The sequence below is a fragment of the Streptomyces lienomycini genome, assembly GCF_027947595.1.
GTDB classification, from domain to species: Bacteria; Actinomycetota; Actinomycetes; order Streptomycetales; family Streptomycetaceae; genus Streptomyces; species Streptomyces lienomycini.
Genome location: NZ_CP116257.1, coordinates 6,239,016 through 6,257,674, shown reverse-complemented (window position 1 = coordinate 6,257,674; position 18,659 = coordinate 6,239,016). Strand labels below are relative to the sequence as shown.

20 protein-coding genes, 1 tRNA gene and 1 pseudogene are annotated in these 18,659 nt (G+C 73.5%); 11 read left to right on the top strand and 11 right to left on the bottom strand.

Going from position 1 to position 18,659, the window contains the following annotated elements; all coding sequences use genetic code 11:
• Positions 1–68: 68 nt before the first annotated feature.
• Both BJ961_RS28600 and BJ961_RS28595 read left to right on the top strand, forming a co-directional pair.
• Positions 69–1,211 carry a sensor histidine kinase gene (locus BJ961_RS28600; protein WP_271415672.1) on the top strand — a complete coding sequence of 381 codons (1,143 nt, stop codon included), beginning with the start codon at positions 69–71 and terminating at the stop codon, positions 1,209–1,211.
• Positions 1,202–1,846 carry a response regulator transcription factor gene (locus BJ961_RS28595; RefSeq protein WP_271415671.1) on the top strand — a complete coding sequence of 215 codons (645 nt, stop codon included), beginning with the start codon at positions 1,202–1,204 and terminating at the stop codon, positions 1,844–1,846. The genes BJ961_RS28600 and BJ961_RS28595 overlap by 10 nt, the downstream gene beginning before the upstream one ends.
• A gap of 29 nt (positions 1,847–1,875) precedes the next feature.
• Here BJ961_RS28595 and BJ961_RS28590 read toward each other — a convergent pair whose 3' ends face one another.
• From BJ961_RS28590 to BJ961_RS28580, 3 genes are all read right to left on the bottom strand, one after another.
• On the bottom strand, positions 1,876–2,097 hold the full coding sequence (locus BJ961_RS28590; protein WP_271415670.1) for an FmdB family zinc ribbon protein: 222 nt from the start codon (positions 2,095–2,097) through the stop codon (positions 1,876–1,878).
• Positions 2,098–2,150: 53 nt separating this feature from the next.
• Positions 2,151–3,557: a hypothetical protein gene (locus tag BJ961_RS28585; protein ID WP_381159589.1), complete on the bottom strand. Its 1,407-nt coding sequence runs from the start codon at positions 3,555–3,557 to the stop codon at positions 2,151–2,153.
• 71 nt (positions 3,558–3,628) lie between these two features.
• Positions 3,629–4,399 (bottom strand): DUF4097 family beta strand repeat-containing protein, encoded by a 771-nt coding sequence (locus BJ961_RS28580; RefSeq protein WP_271415669.1) that lies wholly within the window; start codon positions 4,397–4,399, stop codon positions 3,629–3,631.
• A 227-nt stretch (positions 4,400–4,626) separates the two neighbouring features.
• Between BJ961_RS28580 and BJ961_RS28575 the strand changes: the two genes are divergently transcribed.
• Positions 4,627–4,701: transfer RNA gene (locus tag BJ961_RS28575), tRNA-Val, on the top strand.
• An 82-nt stretch (positions 4,702–4,783) separates the two neighbouring features.
• Here BJ961_RS28575 and BJ961_RS28570 read toward each other — a convergent pair.
• Positions 4,784–5,140 (bottom strand): hypothetical protein, encoded by a 357-nt coding sequence (locus BJ961_RS28570; protein ID WP_271415668.1) that lies wholly within the window; start codon positions 5,138–5,140, stop codon positions 4,784–4,786.
• A gap of 115 nt (positions 5,141–5,255) precedes the next feature.
• On the opposite strand from BJ961_RS28570, the gene BJ961_RS28565 reads away from it, so the two are divergent.
• Positions 5,256–5,789 carry a GNAT family N-acetyltransferase gene (locus BJ961_RS28565; RefSeq protein WP_271415667.1) on the top strand — a complete coding sequence of 178 codons (534 nt, stop codon included), beginning with the start codon at positions 5,256–5,258 and terminating at the stop codon, positions 5,787–5,789.
• Positions 5,790–5,793: 4 nt separating this feature from the next.
• Positions 5,794–6,027 (top strand): DUF2277 domain-containing protein, encoded by a 234-nt coding sequence (locus tag BJ961_RS28560; RefSeq protein ID WP_271415666.1) that lies wholly within the window; start codon positions 5,794–5,796, stop codon positions 6,025–6,027.
• Between the two features lie 343 nt (positions 6,028–6,370).
• Here BJ961_RS28560 and BJ961_RS28555 read toward each other — a convergent pair whose 3' ends face one another.
• From BJ961_RS28555 to BJ961_RS28540, 4 genes are all read right to left on the bottom strand, one after another.
• Entirely contained in the window at positions 6,371–7,009 is a 639-nt protein-coding gene (locus tag BJ961_RS28555) for a DedA family protein (RefSeq protein WP_271415665.1), read from the bottom strand.
• Between the two features lie 232 nt (positions 7,010–7,241).
• Positions 7,242–7,703: a DoxX family protein gene (locus BJ961_RS28550; protein ID WP_271417193.1), complete on the bottom strand. Its 462-nt coding sequence runs from the start codon at positions 7,701–7,703 to the stop codon at positions 7,242–7,244.
• Between the two features lie 278 nt (positions 7,704–7,981).
• A complete protein-coding gene (locus tag BJ961_RS28545) occupies positions 7,982–9,616 on the bottom strand; it encodes an alkaline phosphatase D family protein (RefSeq protein WP_271415664.1) in 1,635 nt (544 codons plus the stop codon).
• Positions 9,617–9,707: 91 nt separating this feature from the next.
• Positions 9,708–10,352 carry an HNH endonuclease family protein gene (locus tag BJ961_RS28540; protein ID WP_271415663.1) on the bottom strand — a complete coding sequence of 215 codons (645 nt, stop codon included), beginning with the start codon at positions 10,350–10,352 and terminating at the stop codon, positions 9,708–9,710.
• A gap of 170 nt (positions 10,353–10,522) precedes the next feature.
• On the opposite strand from BJ961_RS28540, the pseudogene BJ961_RS36305 reads away from it, so the two are divergent.
• Both BJ961_RS36305 and BJ961_RS28530 read left to right on the top strand, forming a co-directional pair.
• Positions 10,523–10,691, top strand: a pseudogene (locus tag BJ961_RS36305) (TMEM165/GDT1 family protein); the annotation flags it as partial.
• Between the two features lie 237 nt (positions 10,692–10,928).
• Positions 10,929–11,594: an HAD family hydrolase gene (locus BJ961_RS28530; protein ID WP_271415662.1), complete on the top strand. Its 666-nt coding sequence runs from the start codon at positions 10,929–10,931 to the stop codon at positions 11,592–11,594.
• Positions 11,595–12,030: 436 nt separating this feature from the next.
• Here the strand turns inward: BJ961_RS28530 and BJ961_RS28525 are convergent, their stop codons facing one another.
• Positions 12,031–13,443 (bottom strand): peptidoglycan-binding domain-containing protein, encoded by a 1,413-nt coding sequence (locus BJ961_RS28525; protein ID WP_271415661.1) that lies wholly within the window; start codon positions 13,441–13,443, stop codon positions 12,031–12,033.
• Positions 13,444–13,657: 214 nt separating this feature from the next.
• Here BJ961_RS28525 and BJ961_RS28520 point away from each other — a divergent pair, with 214 nt between their 5' ends.
• Positions 13,658–15,799, top strand: coding sequence for an MDR family MFS transporter (locus BJ961_RS28520; RefSeq protein WP_271415660.1), 2,142 nt, complete (start codon positions 13,658–13,660; stop codon positions 15,797–15,799).
• Positions 15,800–15,805: 6 nt separating this feature from the next.
• Here BJ961_RS28520 and BJ961_RS28515 read toward each other — a convergent pair whose 3' ends face one another.
• Positions 15,806–16,309, bottom strand: a complete 504-nt coding sequence (locus BJ961_RS28515) for a GNAT family N-acetyltransferase (protein WP_271415659.1) — start codon at positions 16,307–16,309, stop codon at positions 15,806–15,808.
• 164 nt (positions 16,310–16,473) lie between these two features.
• On the opposite strand from BJ961_RS28515, the gene BJ961_RS28510 reads away from it, so the two are divergent.
• Entirely contained in the window at positions 16,474–17,214 is a 741-nt protein-coding gene (locus BJ961_RS28510) for a hypothetical protein (RefSeq protein WP_271415658.1), read from the top strand.
• A 5-nt stretch (positions 17,215–17,219) separates the two neighbouring features.
• Positions 17,220–17,726, top strand: a complete 507-nt coding sequence (locus BJ961_RS28505; protein ID WP_271415657.1) for a hypothetical protein — start codon at positions 17,220–17,222, stop codon at positions 17,724–17,726.
• Between the two features lie 10 nt (positions 17,727–17,736).
• On the opposite strand, the gene BJ961_RS28500 is transcribed toward BJ961_RS28505, so the two are convergent.
• Positions 17,737–18,144 (bottom strand): DnaJ family domain-containing protein, encoded by a 408-nt coding sequence (locus BJ961_RS28500; protein WP_271415656.1) that lies wholly within the window; start codon positions 18,142–18,144, stop codon positions 17,737–17,739.
• 114 nt (positions 18,145–18,258) lie between these two features.
• Between BJ961_RS28500 and BJ961_RS28495 the strand changes: the two genes are divergently transcribed.
• The gene (locus tag BJ961_RS28495; protein WP_271415655.1) at positions 18,259–18,651 is read left to right on the top strand and encodes an FHA domain-containing protein; all 393 of its coding nucleotides are present in this window, start codon (positions 18,259–18,261) and stop codon (positions 18,649–18,651) included.
• Positions 18,652–18,659: the final 8 nt, after the last annotated feature.

Below are 18,659 nucleotides of genomic sequence, written 5' to 3'. Positions count from 1 at the left end.
GTACCGCAGGCGGGAATTGCGGTTTTCCGCAGTGTGCGCCGCTACCACGCCCGACTAGCCTCGCGATCATGCGAAATCTGGCGCGACGAGTACTGCGGTGCGGGGTGGGCCTCATGATGGGGACCGCCGCGGCTGCCGTCGAGCTGCTCTTCGCCCTGCTGGCCGGCGCGGCGCTGCTACCGGTCGCGGCCTGGCCGGACGGACGCCGTGCGGTACTGCGCCCGGTCCTCGCGGGCGCGCGGATCCTGGCGGAGCTGGAGCGGGCCCGACTGCGGATGTGGCTCGACCTCCGTGTCACACCCGCGTACGAGGACGTACGGGCACTGCGATACGTCGCCTGCCACTGGGCCCTGGGCGTCCTGGGCGGGGTCGTGATGCTGACGGCCGCCGTCGGCCTCGGGTACGGCACCTTCGGGATATACGGCTGGCTCCTGTTGGACGGCATACGCAACCCCGGTTCGTTCGTCCTGAGCAGTCTGGGCGGCTTCTTCCTCGTGTTCCTCGCCGTGCAGGGAATATTCGGCGTGGTGGGTCTGGAGGGGCAGCTGGCACGCCGCTTCCTCGGCCCCCGGCACCAGGAGGAGCTGGAACGACGGATCGCCGAGCTGTCCGCCAGCCGCGCCGCCGTGGTCGACGCGGTGAACGACGAACGGCGTCGCATCGAGCGGGACCTGCACGACGGTGTGCAGCAGCGCCTCGTCGCCCTCGGCATGCTGCTCGGCCGGGCACGCCGCAGCCAGGACGCCGACCGCCGTGACCGGCTGCTGGGCCAGGCCCACGACGAGAGCCGCCGCGCCCTCGACGAGCTGCGCGAGGTGGCCTGGCGGATCTATCCGACCACGCTGGACGAGGCGGGGCTGAGGGCGGCCCTGGAGACGGTCGCCGAGCGGGCCTCGGTGCCGGTGGGAGTGGAGTACGACCTTGCCGAGGAGCCCGAGCAGGCCGTCGCGACCGTCGCGTACTTCGTGGTGTGCGAAGCCGTCACCAACGCGGTCAAGCACGCGGCGCCGAGCCGTATAGACGTCGCTGTCAGAGCGGAGGAGAAACGGATGTACGTGAGCGTGCGGGACGACGGCTGCGGTGGGGCGAACGCCGCCGGCAGCGGACTGTTCGGGCTCGCCCGGCGCGTCGCCGCCCTCGACGGCAGCCTCAGCGTGGTCAGCCCGCCGGGCGGGCCCACCCTCGTCGCCGCGGAGCTGCCATGCGGCTGATCCTCGCCGAGGACTCGACCCTGCTGAGGGAGGGGCTGGTGCGGCTGCTGACGGAGGAGGGACACGAGGTGCTCGCGGCCGTCGGCAACGCCGAGTTGCTGCTGAAGGCGGTCGCCGAGGAGCCTCCGGACGTGGTCGTCGCCGACGTCCGGATGCCGCCCACGCACACCGACGAGGGGCTGCGCGCGGCCCTGGAGATACGGGGGCGCTGGCCGGACGTCGGGGTGCTGGTGCTCTCGCAGTACGTCGAGAAGCGGTACGCGACCGAGTTGCTCACCGGAGAGACCGAAGGGGTCGGATACCTGCTCAAGGACCGGGTGGTCCAGGTCGACGAGTTCCTGGACGCGCTGGAGAGGGTGGCCGCCGGACGTGCCGCGTTCGACCCCGAGGTAGTCCGTCAGCTGCTCGGCCGCACGACGCACACCGACCTGCTCGCCCGGCTCACCGCGCGGGAGCGGGACGTCCTGGGCGAGATGGCGCAGGGGCACACCAACGCGGGGATCGCACGCCGACTGCACATCTCGCAGAGCGCGGTGGAAAAACACACCAACGCGATCTTCGACAAGCTGGAACTGACCGGAGGGGAGGGCTATTCACGCAGAGTGCTGGCGGTGCTGCGTTACCTGGGCAGTTGAAGCGCTCCGGCCGGCGTCGAGGCGAGCCCTCAGCCGCAGCAGCCTCCGCCACAGCAGCCGCCGCCGCCACCACCCGGCGAGGGCGCCGGTGCGGATCCGGAGGCCGAGCCGCCGACCGCGACCGTCGACAGCAGCTTCACCGTGTCGTCGTGGCCCGCCGGGCAGGAGGCGGGGGCGGAGGACTCGGCCATGGGACGGCTCAGTTCGAACGTGTCGCCGCAGCTGCGGCAGCGGTACTCGTAGCGAGGCATGCGCACAGGTTAACCGGCACGGCCGACCGATGGCCCCCGGTCGGCCGAGGCGATCAGTGACCGGCCCCGCGCTCCTCACGGATCTGGGTGACCACCCGGGCCACCGTTCGCCGGACCGCTTCCGTCTCCGTCAGGAAGTGCCAGTAGTCGGGATGCCGGCCCTCCAGCGTGGTGATCGCCCGGTCCAGCCGGGCCACGGCGTCGTCCAGCGGGCGCGCGTGGCGGGGCTCGGGAGTGTTGCGCCCGGCCATGGCCAGGCGCTGGGCGTCGCGGATCGCGAAGCGGGTGCGCTCGATCTCCTGCTGCGGGTCCTTCTGTACAGCGTTGAGCTGCCGCAGCCGGTCGCCCGCCGCCGAGACGGCTTCGTCGGTCGAGTTCAGCAGCGCTCGTACCGTCGACAGGAGGGCGGTGGCGTCGGGCCAGCGTTGTTCGTCGCGCGCGGTCTGGGCCTCGGCGAGTTTCCGCTCGGCCTGCCGGACCGATTCCGTGGCCTGGTCCGGCACGTGCTGGAGGTCCTGCCAGCAGGCCGCGGTGAACCGGCGCCGCAGCTCGCTCAGCACCGGCTCGACCTGTTCGGTGCGGGTGGTCAGGGCCTGGGCGCGGGTGCGCAGGGAGACGAGGCGGTGGCCGATCTCGGCGGCGCGCTCGGGTAGCCGCTCGGCCTCGGCGCGAACCGATTCGGCTTCCCGGGTGACCCGTTCGGCCCGGTCGAGGGTCTGGGGCACACCGTGCTGTCCCGCGCCCTGGTTGAGCCGGGTCAGCTCCGGGCCGAGGGCGGCGAGACGGGCGGCGAGGTCGTCCGCCTTCAGCCCGGACTCCCGTGCCCTGTCCAGTGCGTCGGAGGCGGCGAGCAGGGCCTGCCGGGCGCGTTCGACGGCGGGTGCCAGCCGGGCCAGTTGGGTCTCGGCCTTGCCGAGGAGGGGGCCGAGACTCTCGGCGAAGCGGTCCAGCTCCTGTTTGACGCGGCCCAGTTCGTTCTTGGCGGTGGTCAGTTCGGTGCGGGCGTGGGCGGCGGCCGACGCCTCCAGGTCGTCCCGGTCCAGGTCATGGGCGTCGACGGCGCTGATGTACTGGTGGCTGACCTCGTCGATGCGTCGGCCGAGCGCCTCGAAGTCGGCGACGGTGCGCCGGGCGGCGGGGGAGGAGTCGACGGCCGCGATGGTCTCTATCGAGATCCGCAGGTCCCGCTGCGCGGTGTCCAGCTCGTAGAACGCGGCCGCCGCGTCGTCCTTCGCGGTCTGGGCCTCGGCCCGCTGGCTCTCGGCGCGTCCACCGAACCAGCGTCGGGTGCCGCCCCCGGCGAACGCGGCGGGCAGCGCGAGCACGGCGAGGAGCGGTAGACCCGCGAGGGTGAGCGCGTCCCGGACCGCCGCACCGGTCGGCCGGTGGCGGGAGCGGCGCGGCATGCGCTCGGCGCGCGCCACCATCGGCGACTGCGGCTGCGATGGTGTCGCCGTCACATCCCTCTCCCGTGTCGTCCGTCCTGCCCGGGTTCATTCTCCCACCCGTAAGGGACGAACACACGGGTCGATCAGTTCGCGGTTCGGACCGTGATTTTGCCGTCACCGGACCGGGCGTCGACCACGTGCGCGCTGGCGTCGTCCGTGGGGACGGACACGTCGACCGCGCCGTCACCGGTGTCGGTCGTCACCTTGTAGGCGGCCCGGGGCAGTGTGATCGTCACGGAGCCGTCGCCGGTGCGCGATTCCACCTGGTCGGGGACGGTGCCGAGGTCCAGCCGGATCGAACCGTCGGCGGTGTGCGCCCGCACCCGGCGGGAGGAGACCGCGGCCCGTACGGAACCGTCGTCGGTACGCAGTTCCAGCGGTCCGGAGGAGTCGGTGACGTGCACGGAGCCGTCGGCGGTACGGATGTTCAGGGCGTCCTTGAATCCGCTCGCCCGTACGCTGCCGTCCCCGTCCTTCACCTTGACGGCGACGCCCCGCGGCACCTCGACGCGGTGCTTGGCCTCGCAGTCGGCGATCAGACCGGAACAGTGCATGCGCAGCACCAGCCTGTCGCCGTCCATCTTCCAGGTCACCTCGGGGTCCGAGCCGACGGTCACCGACCCGGAGAACCACCGGGTGACCTCGATCTTCCCGGCCGCGCGGTCATCCGAGGCGACGATCTCCAGGGCGGAGTCGTCGGAGTCGACGGTGAGCGTGCTGCCCGGAAGGTCGAACGACCGGTGCTCGGGGTCCTTGTCGTCGGAGGAGGAGGCGCAGGCGCTCAGACCCGCGACGAGCACGGCGACAGCAGCGGTGGCGGCGAAGGCGCGGACGGGAACGGGACGGGCGGGCATGGCGATCTCCCCCTGGAACGGACGACGAGGTGCCGCGCCCGGGGGCCTTCCACGGTGACGTGGGACCCTGCCGGCGAGACTCTTAGACCGTACGGAGCGCGAGGGCCGGCCGGGATCCGGGCCACTACCGGATCCGGGGTGGGGTTAACCCCCGCCTCCGGCCGGAGTACGGCCCCTACGCGTTTGCCGGGCAGCGCCCGGGGCCATGTAGGCTGTCGACTCGTCCTGGGTGCGTAGCTCAGGGGTAGAGCGCCTGCCTTACAAGCAGGATGTCGGCGGTTCGAAACCGTCCGCGCCCACCAGGACCGGCGACGGCGTCGTCGGGGCGAAGGCCTCCGGAGATCTTCCGGGGGCCTTTCGTGGTTCTCAGGCGTCTCGTGGTTCTCAGGCGTCCCGGGGCGGGGTTCCCGCGGGCGGGGTCTCGTGGGCGCGTTTCAGTTCCGAGCGGGCGCTCACCTGGTCGGGGCCGGTTATCTCCGACCAGTAGCGATGGGTGCTGACGAACACGGCGAGCTCGCGCTCGCGTTGTCGGAGCTTCTCGACCTCGGCCTGCTCGTCCGCCGACCAGCCGGGCGAGGCCGGGCGTTCGACCTTGCGCCAGCCGTTGTCGTCACTGAATCCGTCGAGCGGTTCGACGGACCAGGGAAGCCTCTTCAGCAGGGCCGTCAGCTCGGCCCGGACCTGATGCAGTTCCTCCTGACCGGCGAGGAGATCACTGGGGAAATCATAGGTCGTAGCCACCCCTCAATGATACGCCTGTTCGATTTTGAGGCGCGCGTTCCCTCCGGTGGTTCACGCGAAAGGGTGGCCCCTCGGCCGGGGCCGACTGTCAGACCCCTGCCCTACCGTGAAAGACATGGACGGCGTGGGCGGGCGGAGCGGCACGGATGGGGAGCGGGTGCGCCTGGTCCCCTGGTCGGAGGAGGATCTGTGGCTGCTGCGCAGGACCAACAGTCCCGGGATGACCGAGCATCTCGGAGGTCCGGAGGGTGAGGAGCGGCTCCTGGCCCGGCACCGGCGGTACGTGGAGCCGGGGCCGGGGCGGATGTACCGGGTGACGTTGGCGGACGGCGGCGAGACCGTCGGTTCCGTCGGGTACTGGCAGCGGGCCTGGCGGGGGACCGAGGTCTGGGAGACCGGGTGGGGGGTGCTGCCGGAGTTCCAGGGGCGGGGGTTGGCCGTGCGGGCGGCCCGCGCCGTACGGGAGGTGGCCCGGGCCGCCGGATCCCACCGGTATCTGCACGCGTTCCCGGGCGTCGACCACGCCGCGTCCAACGCGGTCTGCCGAGGGGCCGGGTTCACCCTGCTCGGGCAGACCGACTTCGAGTATCCGAGGGGCCACTGGATCCGGTCGAACGACTGGCGGGTGGACCTGCAGAGGGGAGACTGACGTCATGTGCCGCAGCATCAGGACACTGCGCCCGCCCGCGCTGGCCGAGGAGGCCACCGACGAAGAGATCAGGGCCGCCGCCCTTCAGTACGTGCGCAAGGTGTCCGGGTTCCGCGCGCCCGCCGCGCACAATCAGGAGGTCTTCGAGGAGGCCGTGGAGGCCGTTGCCGGGGCCACGGCCGAACTGCTGGCCGGCCTGGAGATACGGGGAGGCGGCGGAACCCGGCACGCCTCCTGACGCCGGCCGGATCCGCACCGCCGCGCACGGGCCCCGGTGGCGTCCGCGACGGGCCCGACCGGCTCCACCCGGAGTGCGACCGGCCCCGACCACGACTGCGGCGCCCACCTGGACCGCGCCCGGCGCCGAACGGAACCGGGGCTGCCTTGCCGTTGGCCGGGACGGGGTCGGGACCGTCTTGCCGTTGGCCGGGACGGGGTCGGCGTCGACTCACCGCCCGGGGGCGCACGTCGGCGCGGTGTCGCGCACCGCGGGGACCGCTTCCGCCAGGGCGAGGCTCAGGGGCGGGTCCCCTTCCCGTCCCGGGTGTCCCAGGCATCCCGGGCGGTTCGGACGGCGTCGGTCAGGACGCCCCGGTCGTGCGGGGCTGGCGTCGCATCAGGAACGCCGCGCCCGCCCCCGCACCGAACAGCGCCACCAGGGACACTCCCGTCGCCAGCCAGGTCGCCCCCAGCCACTGCCCGCCGAAGTAGCCGAGGGCGACGCTGTAGGCGGCCCAGGACAGTCCGGCGAGGGCCGACCAGGGGAGGAACTCGCGGACCCGGCGATGGGCCGCACCGGCGACGAGCGACACGACCGAGCGGCCGGCCGGTGCGAAACGGGCGAGGACGACCAGGGCGCCGCCGCCCCGCGCAAGGGCACCGCCGAGACGTTCCTGCGCGGTGGTCAGCCGCCGGGAACGGGCGATCGCTCGGTCCAGCCGTGCCCCGCCGCGCCAGGCGAGGCGGTAGACGGCCAGGTCGCCGATGACGGAGGCGGTCGTCGCGCACAGCGTCAGGACGAGGATGTCGGGGACGTCCTGCGGGACCCGCCCGGCAGCCGCCGCACCCGAACCCGCGGCCGCCGCCGTGGCCGCGGTGATCACCAGGACACCGCTCGGCAGCACCGGCAGGAAGATGTCGAGGAGTACCGACACGGCCACCAGCGCATAGATCCATGGGCTGCTGACCAGCGACCCGATACTTCCCAGACTCTCGACCACCACAACTCCCCGTTCACACCCCCCGTGGGCCGGACCCTGCCGCGTGACGCGGGGCGGCAGGAGTGGCCCATGACAGCCATACAGCGTACGCCCGGGGTGTGACACAGGGTTCACAGGGGCCTTGCCCGAAGGGAGCGGGGCGTTCACTCGGACGATGCCTGCCCCGCTCTTGGGGCGATGCCTCGCCCCCGCTCCCGGCCGGTGCGGTGTCCGCCGGTCAGGCTGCGACCGGTCAGGCCGCGACCGGAGTCTTACGCTCCGGGGCGGACTGCTCCTGGCCGGACGTGCGCCGGGCGAGGAGCCGGTCCAGGCCGAAGGCGCCCGAGCCGGTGAAGGCGAGCAGCAGGAAGGCCCAGCAGAACATGGCGGGGGCCTCGCCGCCGTTCTCCAGCGGCCACAGGGCGCCCGGCTGGTGCACCTTGAAGTACGCGTAGGCCATGGAGCCGGAGCAGATGACCGCGGCCGGGCGGGTGCCGAGGCCCAGCAGGACGAGGCCGCCGCCGACCAGTTGGATCACGGCCGCGTACCAGCCCGGCCAGGTGCCCGTGTCGATCGTGCCGCCGGAGCCCGGGGCGCCGCCGAGGACGCCGAAGAGGGAGGCGGCGCCGTGGCAGGCGAAGAGCAGGCTGACGACTATGCGGAACAGGCCGAGTACGTACGGCTGGGCGCTGGCGCTGCTGAGGCGTCCGGGCATGGGCATGGGGGGTCTCCTTCGGTCGACCGGCCGGGTGGGGCCGGTGGGGGACGGAACCGAGTGGGCTGCCCACGTTAGGTGCGCCTAACGAGTACTTGCAAGTTCAACATTTAGCCATAGCCTGACGTGCAGTCACCTCCGCACCGTTGGCGCCGTACCAGGTGGGAGCGCTCCCATGCGCGGGGCGCCGCCCGCCACTGTGACTCAATTCATACCCGCCCCGCGCCCGCCTCCATGCCGAAACCGCTTGCGCCCGTCCGCCGGCCCCCCGGGACCGGCTACGCCAGCTTCCGGTCCGTGATCGTTCGCAGGTCGGTCGTCCCGTCGCGGTTCGTCCGGGCCTGTTCGAGGCGCAGCCGCGCCGACCGCCCCCGCAGGGTCAGCGTCATGATCTGGTTGCCGAACCAGGGGCCGCCGGTCCTGCGCCAGCTCACCGTCGGGGGCGAGCAGCGGCCGTGCCGGGCGATGCGCCGCCCGAGGGCGCGGGCCGGCGCGCTCCAGCCGAAGCGGAAGCCGAGGCGGATCGAGAGCGGCACGGAGTTGTGGACGGGGGAGCAGGTCAGCTGCGCCACCCGCGCGTCGGGCGCCCGCCCGGGCCAGGAGGGCTCGGCCACGTAGGCGTGGTGGACGTCGCCCGACAGCACGCTCACCGTCGCGGGCGCCCCCGGCCCGGTACCGGCCTCGGCGATCAGGTCGGCGAGGGCGTCGAAGGACGACGGGAACGCGGCCCAGTGCTCCAGGTCGGCCCCGCGCCGGATCCGCTCCCCGCGACGCGCCCAGCGCTCGCCCCGCTCGCCCCCGCACATGGCGGCGTTCCACGTCTCCACGTCGTGCACCAGGTGGGGCAGCAGCCACGGCAGGGAGGTGCCGATCAGCAGGTGGTCGTACGAGTCGCGGTCGTCCAGGATCTGCTCGCGCAGCCAGGCGGCCTCGCCGGGGTCGAGCATCGAGCGGTGGTCCTCCTCCAGGACGCGGGCCGCGCGGGAGTCCACCATCAGCAGCCGGGTGCGGCCGAAGTCGCGCCGGTAGCTCCAGCGGACGGAGGCCCGGTCGGAGTCCGCGCGGGCGGTGAACGCGCGCAGGGCGTCGGTGCCGTCGGCCGTTTCACGCACGGCGGCGTAGAGGGGGTCGGCGGCCAGCTCGTCCGGGGAGAGGTTGCCCAGTTGCTGGTACACCCAGTAGGACATCAGCCCGCTCTGCAGCCGCTCCTGCCACCAGTCCGTGGCCCGCATGTCGGCGAGCCAGGCGGCGGAGGTGTTCCAGTCGTCGATGACGTCGTGGTCGTCGAAGATCATGCTGCTGGGCACGGTGGACAGCAGCCAGCGTACCTCGGGGTCGAGCCACGACTCGTAGTAGAGGCGGGTGTACTCCTCGTAGTCCGCGACCTGGTCGCCGGGCGGCTCGCTCAGGTCGCGGCGGCCGGCCAGCCACTGGCGCGTGGCGTCGGAGGTCTCGTCGGCGTACACCTGGTCGCCGAGCAGGAGCAGTACGTCGGGCCGCGCGCCGCGTGGGTCGGCCGCGACGCGGGTGGCCAGGGTGTCCAGGGCGTCCGGGCCCACCTTGTCCTTGCCGCCGGAGGGCGGTGCGGCCCAGCGGCAGGAGCCGAAGGCGACGCGCAGGCCGTCCTGGTCCGTGGGCGTGGCGATCACGGAGGGCGGGAAGCGGGAGTCCGGCGGCGGCCACACGGAGGCGCCGTCGAGGAGCACCTCGTACTCCGTCGCCGTGCCGGGCGTGAGGCCGCTCACCGGGACGAGGGCGTAGTGGTGCCCCGCGACGCGGAAGGTGCGGGTCGTGCCGCGGGCGCCGTCGGCACAGCGCACCTCGGCGGTGCAGGGCCGGTCCGTCTCGACCCACACGGTCGCGCACGAGCCGTCGGTGTACCTCAGCAGTGGCCCCAGGCGCAGTCCGGCCATGATGATCATCCTCTCCTCCGTCGCCCCGTACGGTACGGAACGACGGAGGCCGATGGGGAGGATCCGCGTCGAACAGTTGGCGGACGGTGCGTCAGCAGTTCGCGAGGTAGCCCTGCAGGGCCGACTTCTCGGCGGAGTCGACCGAGAGGTCGTAGTAGTACTTCACCTGCACCCAGGCGCGGACGTACGTGCAGCGGTACGCGGTGCGCGAGGGCATCCAGGTGGCCGGGTCCTGGTCGCCCTTGGACTGGTTGACGTTGTCGGTGACCGCGAGGAGCTGGGGCCGGGTCAGGTCGTTGGCGAAGGACTGGCGGCGCGAGGTGGTCCAGGAGTCGGCGCCGGAGTCCCAGGCCTCGGCGAGCGGGACGACGTGGTCGATGTCGACGTCGGAGGCGGCGGGCCAGGTGGCGCCGTCGTAGGGGGAGTACCAGCTGCCGCTGGTGGCGGCGCAGGAGGAGTTGGTGACGACGCCCGTGCCGTCGCGCTTGAGGATGGTCTCGCGGGTGTTGCAGGAGCCGGACTGGGTGATCCAGTGCGGGAAGAGGTCGCGGTCGTAGCCGGTGCGGTCCTCGGTGGCCACGGTGAGGGAGGCGAGGTAGGTCCGGGCGGTGGCGGCGCTGACCGGGGTGGGCAGGGCGGCGGAGGCGGCCGGGCCGTTGAGGAGCCCGGCGGAGGCTATGAGCCCGGTGAACGCGGCGAGGAAACCGAGCCGTCGACGCGCGTAGAACTTCGGCATGCGAACTCCCTTTGGGTGTGGGGGCGTTGGGACGCGGGCAGGAGAATGCTCGCGACGCCGCATGGCGCACGGATGTGCGGTCGGTAAGAAGTTAGTGACGTGTGCATGGCACGTCTATACGCGCGGCGGGATCCGCGGGACTTTCGGCCCTCGGCGCGGCGCGGCGCGGTGCGGTGCGGCGCGGTGCGGTGCTCGCGCTGCGGGCGGTGGCCGGGGTCGGCATCGTCGGCGGCAAGGCGCTGATGAAGCGGTGCCGCTGCGGCTGATCGCGAAGGTCGCGGCGCGCTGCTCATGCTGGGCCTGGGCGTGTGGAGCCTGTGGGAGGCGATCGCCGGCTGAGCGTCGGCCGGGTGCCGGGTGAGGGCGCCGGCGGGCTGCGGGCTGCGGGCTGCGGGTGGGGGATGGTGGGGCGGTGGTCCGACGCCGGCGCCGTTCGTCCTACCCGCCGGTTCGTGGGCCCGGTGGCGCGATCGCCGCTCCGTTTTGTACCGTGGGTGAACAAAGTGGCTCCCGCCCGTTCACCCTGACCGGCGGGCGGGGCCGCCTTGTTTCCTCCCCGCGCCTTGGAGTCTGCCGATGACGGCCACCGCCACCACCGTTCTGCCCGCCCGTGCCCTGCTGCTCGACATGGACGGCACCCTCGTCAACTCGGACGCCGCCGTCGAGCGGGTCTGGCGGCGCTGGGCCGACCGGCACGGGCTGGACGGCGACGAGGTCATGAAGGTCGTGCACGGACGGCAGGGCTACGCCTCGATGGCGCTGCTGCTGCCGGACCGGCCCATGGAGCAGAACTACGCCGACAACGCGCGCATGCTCGCAGAGGAGACCGCCGACACCGAGGGCGTCGTCGCCATCCCCGGGGCGCCGGACTTCCTCGCCTCGCTGCACGGCCTGCCGCACGCCCTGGTGACCTCGGCCGACGTGGCCCTGTCCACGGCGCGGATGGCCGCCGCCGGGCTCGCCCAGCCGGACGTCCGGGTCACCGCGGAGTCGGTCGGCGCCAGCAAGCCCGACCCCGAGGGCTTCCTCAAGGGCGCCGCCGAACTGGGCATCGCCCCCGCCGACTGCATCGCCTTCGAGGACTCGGGCGCCGGCATCACGGCCGCGCGCGCCGCCGGGATGCGGGTCGTCGGGGTCGGACCGCGCGCCGGGCTCCACGGGCCGGACGTGGTCGTGGAGGACCTCACGCGGGTCCGCGTCGAGGCCGACCCGGACGGCACGCTGCGCCTGCACATCGGCTGACGGCCACCAGGGGGCCGCCGATGCGGCTCCCCGCCCGGGGGTTCCGGTCGTCGCGGGTTCCTGCCCGGGGTTCCCGTCGTCGCGGCTTCTGCCCCGGGGCTCCGCAGTTGCGGCTTCACCCTGAGGTTTCCGGCGTCGCGCTTCCCGCCTGCGGGTTCCGTCGCCACGGAGTCGTGCCCTGCGGTTTCCGCCGCCACGGCTTCCCGCCCCGTGGTTCTGTCGTCGCGGCTCCCAGCCCGGGGGTTTCTGCCGTTGCGGCTTCACGCCGCCACGGCTACCGCCCCGCGGCTCCTGCCGCCACGGCTACCGCCCCGTGGTTCCTGCCGCCACCGGCTACCGCCCTGGGGTTCTCGCCGTCGGGGTCCTGCCTTGGGGGTCTCGCCGTCGCGGCTACTACCGCCCCGCGGCTCCTGCCGTCGCGGCTACCGCCCCGCGGCTACCGTCGTCGCGGCTCCGACTCCAGTCTGTTGCGGGTGTCCGGGCCGTAGACGCCGACTCCGTCGGTGTAGATGCCGCGGTACCACTGGTACTGGCGGACCGCGTCCTCGACCTGGCGGTTGTAGTCGCCGTCGAGGTCGCCCCAGTACATCTGCATTCCGGCCAGGCGCTGCTGGAGTTCCACGACCTCCGGGCCCTGGTCGCCGCGCCGCAGCGTGGAGCCGCCGCCCGGGTCGCGGTCCTCGTCCTCGGACTCCTGCGGGGCGTCGTCGGCCGGTGCGGTCGTGCTCTGCGTGGGCTCGGCCGACCGGGACGCCGTGGGCGACGCGGTCGACGCCGACGGGGACGGCGAGGCCGAGGCGCTCGCGCTCGCCGAGGTGGACGCGGACGCGGACGGAGACGGGGACGCGGAGGGCGTCGGCGAGGCCGGGGAAGCGCTCGGTTCCGCGCTGGGCGACGCCTCGCCGGTCGACGCGTCCGGCACGCTCGCCCGGACCTCGTCCGGCATCGCGCCGTCCCGCGAGGGGGTCTCGTACGAGAACAGCCCGCTCGCGAATCCCGCGGCGCCCACCACGACCACGACCGCTCCGGCGGCACTCAGCAGCACGCCCTTGCGCCGCTTGCGCGGCGGCCGACCGCCACTTCCCGGGCCGTCCGGGCCGGGGCCCACGACCGGGAGGGGCGCGGTGGCGGAGGCGTCGAACAGGCGCAGGTCGTGCGCGCTGGGCGAGCCGGCCGAGGGGGCGAGCGGCGTCGGCAGCGTGGGGGCCGCGCCCCTGCCCGCACCGGACGGACCAGCACCGGAACCGGAACCGGCACCAGGACCAGTGCCGGTACCAGTACCAGGATCAGTACCGGCACCAGCACCACCACCGGCACCACCGGCACCGATGGCGCGCAGCGTCATGGTGGCGTCGCCGTCGGGCACGTGGGCCCCCGGTCCCGCCCCGGCCCCGGCCTCCTCCGTGACAACTGCCGCGCCCGCGCCCGCGCCCGCACCCGCGGCAGCCGGGACCGATGACGTGGTCGCCGCCGCCCCGGACGCGGCCGGACACTCACCGGCCGAGTCCGCCGCCGCACCCGACGGAACGGACTGACCGGCGTAACCAGCCACCCCCTCCGACGACTGCCCCTCCGACGACTGCCCCGCCGACGCCTCCGCCTCCGACGACTCCCCCTCCGGCGACCCGAGGGGCTCCCCGCCCCCGTCCAGCTCGACGTACGGCCGTATGCGCAGCGGATTGAAGTCCTCCGCCGCTGCCGCCTGGGCCGTACGCGCGTCGCGCAGGGCGTCGGAGGCCCGCGTCCCGCAGGCGCAGGACGGCGTGTTGTCCGCCGCTCTGGGCGTGCCGCACTCCGGGCACGAGGCCCCCGCGGACCGCTCCTGCGACGGTTCCTTCTGCTGCTCCACGCGTTCGTCCCTCCCCTCGCGACTCCCCTCGCGAACTCCAGAGATTATGCAGATCTTCTCCACACTTCCGCGCACACGCCCCCGGAATGCGAGCTTCCGTAGGACTGAAGAGGCCAAATCCGGTCACACCGGCCAGGATGGACGTGCGCGACCGCACCGGTGACCCGCCGTGGGGCACGGGTGGGACCCGCACGAGACACCTGTGGAGGTCCACATGGCCGGAGATGTGCGGGAGGCGAGGGACCCGGCGCGGCCGCCCGCGGGCGAGGGGAAGGGCGAGGAGCCGGACGAGGGGCGGGGGGAGGGCCGGGAACAGGTCTCCAGCGGCGTCCTCGTCTCCATCGGGGCCCTGCTCCTCGGCATGCTGCTCGCCGCGCTCGATCAGACGATCGTGTCCACGGCGCTGCCGACCATCGTCAGCGACCTGGGCGGCCTGGAGCACCTGTCCTGGGTGGTCACCGCGTACCTGCTGGCGGCGACCGCCGCGACCCCGCTGTGGGGCAAGCTCGGCGACCAGTACGGGCGCAAGAAGCTGTTCCAGCTGGCGATCGGGATCTTCCTGGTCGGTTCCGCGCTGTGCGGCATCGCGCAGAGCATGTCCGAGCTGATCGTCTTCCGCGCCCTGCAGGGGCTGGGCGGCGGCGGGCTGATGGTGCTGTCGATGGCGATCGTCGGCGACCTGGTCCCGCCCCGCGAACGCGGCCGCTACCAGGGGCTGTTCGGTGCGGTCTTCGGCGCGACCAGCGTTCTGGGGCCGCTGCTCGGCGGGATCTTCACCGAGCACCTCAGCTGGCGCTGGGTCTTCTACATCAACCTGCCCATCGGCATCGTCGCGCTCGCCGTGATCGCGGCGGTCCTGCACATCCCGCGCAGGTCCGCCCGGCACGTCATCGACTACCTCGGCACCCTCCTCATCGCCTCCGTCGCCACCTGCCTGGTCCTCGTGGCCTCGCTCGGCGGCACGACCTGGGGATGGGGCTCCCCGCAGATCATCGGGCTCGCGGTGCTCGCCGTCGTCCTGGCCGTCCTCTTCGTGGCCGTGGAACGCCGGGCGGCCGAGCCCGTCCTGCCCCTCAAGCTCTTCCGCGTCCGCACCTTCACGCTCTCCGCCGTCATCAGCTTCGTCATCGGCTTCGCGATGTTCGGCGCGATGACGTACCTGCCGACGTTCCTCCAGGTCGTGCGGGGCGTCACGCCCACCATGTCCGGTGTGCACATGCTGCCGATGGTGTTCGGCCTGCTGCTGTCCTCGACCGTCTCCGGGCAGATCGTCAGCCGCACCGGCCGCTGGAAGGTGTTCCCCGTCGCGGGCACCGCCGTCACCACCCTCGGGCTGCTCCTGCTGCACCAGCTCGACGAGAACAGCTCCACCGCCGAGATGAGCGCCTACTTCTTCGTCTTCGGCCTGGGCCTCGGCCTGGTGATGCAGGTCCTCGTCCTCATCGTGCAGAACGCCGTCGCCTACGAGGACCTGGGCGTCGCCACCTCCGGCGCGACGTTCTTCCGGTCCATCGGGGCGTCGTTCGGCGCGGCCATCTTCGGCACGATCTTCGCGAGCCGCCTCGGCGACCAGCTCACCGACGCCTTCCGCGGCGCCGCCCTGCCGCCCGGCGTCTCCGTCGACACCCTCAAGGCCGACCCGCGCGGCATCGGCGCCCTGCCGCCCGCGCTGCGCCCCGACGCGACCCACGCCTACGCCGCGTCCATCACCGACGTCTTCCTGTACGCCGCCCCCGTCGCCCTCCTCGCCTTCCTGCTGGCCTGGTTCCTGAAGGAGGACCGGCTGCGCGGCTCGGTCACGGCACCGGACGCCTCCCAGACCTTCGCCAGCAACCCGGTGGAGCGCTCCTCGCACGACGAGGTGTGCCGCGCCCTGTCGGTCCTCGGCACCCGTGAGGGCCGCCGGGAGATCTACCGCAGGATCACCGCACGGGCGGGGTACGACCTGCTGCCCGCGTCGAGCTGGATGCTGCTGCGGGTCAGGAAGCACGGCCGGGTCGAACCGGCCCAGCTCGCGGAGCGCAGTCCCGTCCCGCTGGCCGCCGTGATGGCGGCCGCCCGGCAGGTGGAGGAACGGCACCTCGCCGTCCGTGAGGGCCCCGACCTGGTCCTCACCCGCCTGGGGCGGAAGGTCGCCGAGCGGCTGGCGCTGGCCCGCGAGGAGTCGCTCGCCGAGCTGCTCGGCGACTGGTGGGGCCCGGACCGCCCGACCGACCTGGTGCGGCTCGTGCGGGAGCTGACCGGCGAACTGTGCGGCTCGGAACGGGAACGCCCGCACGAACGGCGGCGAGGGCGGCAGCAGGGGCGTGGGGGACACGAGGGCCGCGACGGGCGCACGCCCGCCCGGACCGGCTGAGCGCGCTCAGGAGACGCCGCCGCGCAGCCCCTTGCGGAACCAGTGCTCCGCGTACGGATTCTCGTTGTACGCCTCGGTCTCGGTGTAGCCGAGGCGCGCGTACAGGGCGCGGGCCTCGACGAGGTCGCCACGCGTGTCGAGGACCATGTGCTCGGCCCCGAGCGCCCGTGCCGCGTCCTCGGCGGCCCGTACGAGCAGCGCGGCGCCGCCCCGGCCGCGCATCCCGCCGTGCAGGAACACGCGGGTCAGCTCGGCGGTGGCGGGGTCCAGCAGCCGTACGCCCGAGGTGCCGGCGGGTTCACCGCCGTACCGCGCGACCAGCAGCCGCCCCCGGGGCGGTACGAGGTCGGCGCCGGACTGTGCGGCGATCTCCCGCTCCAGCTCGGCGGGATCGGTGGGGCGCCCCTCGTACAACCGGTACCAGCGGTCGCTGACCTCCGTGTAGTACGCGCGCCAGAGGGCGGCGGCGACGGGGGAGTCGTACGGTTCCGGGGCGACGGTCCAGGTCATGACCGGCATTGTCGGCCGGGGAGCGGCGCCCGGCGCAAGCGTATTTTCCCACCGCCGGGCGCCCGCCGCACCCCGGCGGCCGTTTGAGCGGGCACTGCGGGGCAACACGAACGGCGAACCGGCCCGCGCGGAGAGCCGGTAGGCCCGAAACCGGGAAGGCATTCATGTCCACAGGCGTGATCATCGCTCTGATCGTGATCGTGGCGGCCGTGCTCGTCGTCGCGGCCGTCCTCGCCCTGCGCGCACGGGGCCCACAGCACGGCGGGAGTCTGAAGCGGCGCTTCGGACCCGAGTACGACCGGGCCGTGGCCCGGCACGACGGCGACAGCAAGGCCGCCGAGCGCGAACTGGCCGAACGGGTGCGGCGGCACGGGTCGTTGCACCCGCGGCCCCTGGAGTCCGCCGAGCGGGAACGCTTCGAGGCGGGCTGGACCGCGGCCCGGGAGCGCTTCGTCGACTCCCCGCGCGAGGCGGTCGGCGAGGCGGACCGGCTGCTCGCCGAGCTGGCCGGTGCCCGGGGCTTCCCGGACGGCGGCCAGTACGAGGAGCAGTTGGCGGCGCTGTCCGTGCACCACGCCCACCACGTCGAGGGGTACCGCCGCGTGCACCGCGTGACGCACGCCCGCGTGGACGACGCGCACGACGGCGGCGCGGGCACGGAGGAGATGCGCGAGTCCATGGTCGAGGCCCGCGCACTGTTCGAGGCCCTCCTGCGCCCGGCCCGCCACGACGGTGCCCGTCACGAAGCGGGCCGTCACGAAGCGGCCCGTCACGACGGAGCCCCTGCCGCGGACGGCCGCCGCGAGGGCGACCCGCACCGTCCCGGCGCCGACGACGACGCGCCGGTCCCCACCCGCGCCCCTCGCACCTGGTCGTTCAGCAAGCGCCAGCCGAAGGAGAGTTGAGGCACATGTCCGACGTGACCCGGCAGCCCGGCGAGACCGTCCCGGGCACCGACCCGACGCCCCGCACCCGCCCGGCCCCCGGCACCCGTACCGAAGGCGCCCGACCCGAAGACATCCGTACCGAGGGCGCCCCTGGTGAGGGTGCTCCAGACCTGTCGGCCACGGCCACGGCCACCGGCACCCCGGCCGCACCGACCGGTACGGCCGTCCCGGCCACCGGGGTCGAGGACACGCTCGTCGGGCACGACGAGTGGGACGGACTCGCCCGGCGCCTGCACCACGCGGTGACCGGATTCGTCGACGCTCCGCGCGGCTCGGTCGAGGAGGCAGACCGCGTGCTGGAGGAGGTCACCGCACGCCTCACGGACGCCGTCGCGCACCGCCGCCGAGCCCTGCGCACATCCTGGCGGGGCGACGGGGCGGACAGCGGCGCACCGAGCACGGACACCGAGCAACTCCGCCTGGCCCTGCGGGACTACCGTGAGCTGGCGGACCGCCTGATGCGCCTGTGAACGACGGGCACTACCGCTCCGCCCGGCCCTCCCGCCACCGCCCTACGACCTCTTCCACGTCGTAGGGCTTGAGACCCAGCGGGGGGCCGGGCGGCGGCTTGAACATGACGTCGCGGATCTTGACGTTGATCTCCTCGACGATGCGGCGGACCACGCGTTCCGAAGGAGCTTTCGCCGCCGCCTCCAGGGCGTCCTCCGCCTCCTTGCGCAGGGCCAGGGTGGGCGGCAGCACGGAGAAGCCCTCGCGGGCCATCTTCCGCTTGACCCACCAGAGTTCGTCGTAGGTGCTGTCCATCTCGCTGGGCAGCGGCTTGCCCACGCCGGGCAGTTCGGCGAACTCGCCGCGCGCGTCCGCGTCGCGGATCTGCTTGTCGACGAAGGACTCGAAGTCGACGCCAGGTGGCTTTCGCTCGGTCATGACCCCATTGTGCCGGACGCCGGACACGGCTTCACCGGTCGATCTATCATGCGGCGGCGACACGCCAACGACGGACGCGACGACGGACGTCCCGGGGTCTTCGAAGGAGCGCACGTGCTCGAACTCACCATGGCCGCCGTCACCGCGGCGGACGCGGGTGCCACGGCCGGTATGCAGATGGCCGACGCGCCCAGCGAGCCGGACACGGTGCTGCGGGTGGGCAGGGACAGGTCCGTGTGCCGGCTGTCGACGCCGGACGACTGGCTGTTCGTCTCGCGGGTCCACCTGGAGTTCCGGTGCGGCCCCGACAGCACCTGGGGGCTCACCTGGCTCCGCGGCTCGCAGCCGGACCCCTCCTGCGAGGTCCGGCTGACCGTCGCCGGGCACACGCGGTCCCTGCCGTACGGCGGCACCGTGCCGCTGCCCGGGGGCGGCAGCGGCGAGGTCGTGGTGCAGGACCTCGCCGAGCCGCGCAGCGTCAACGTCGGCTTCTACCACGAGGTGTAGTCAGGCAA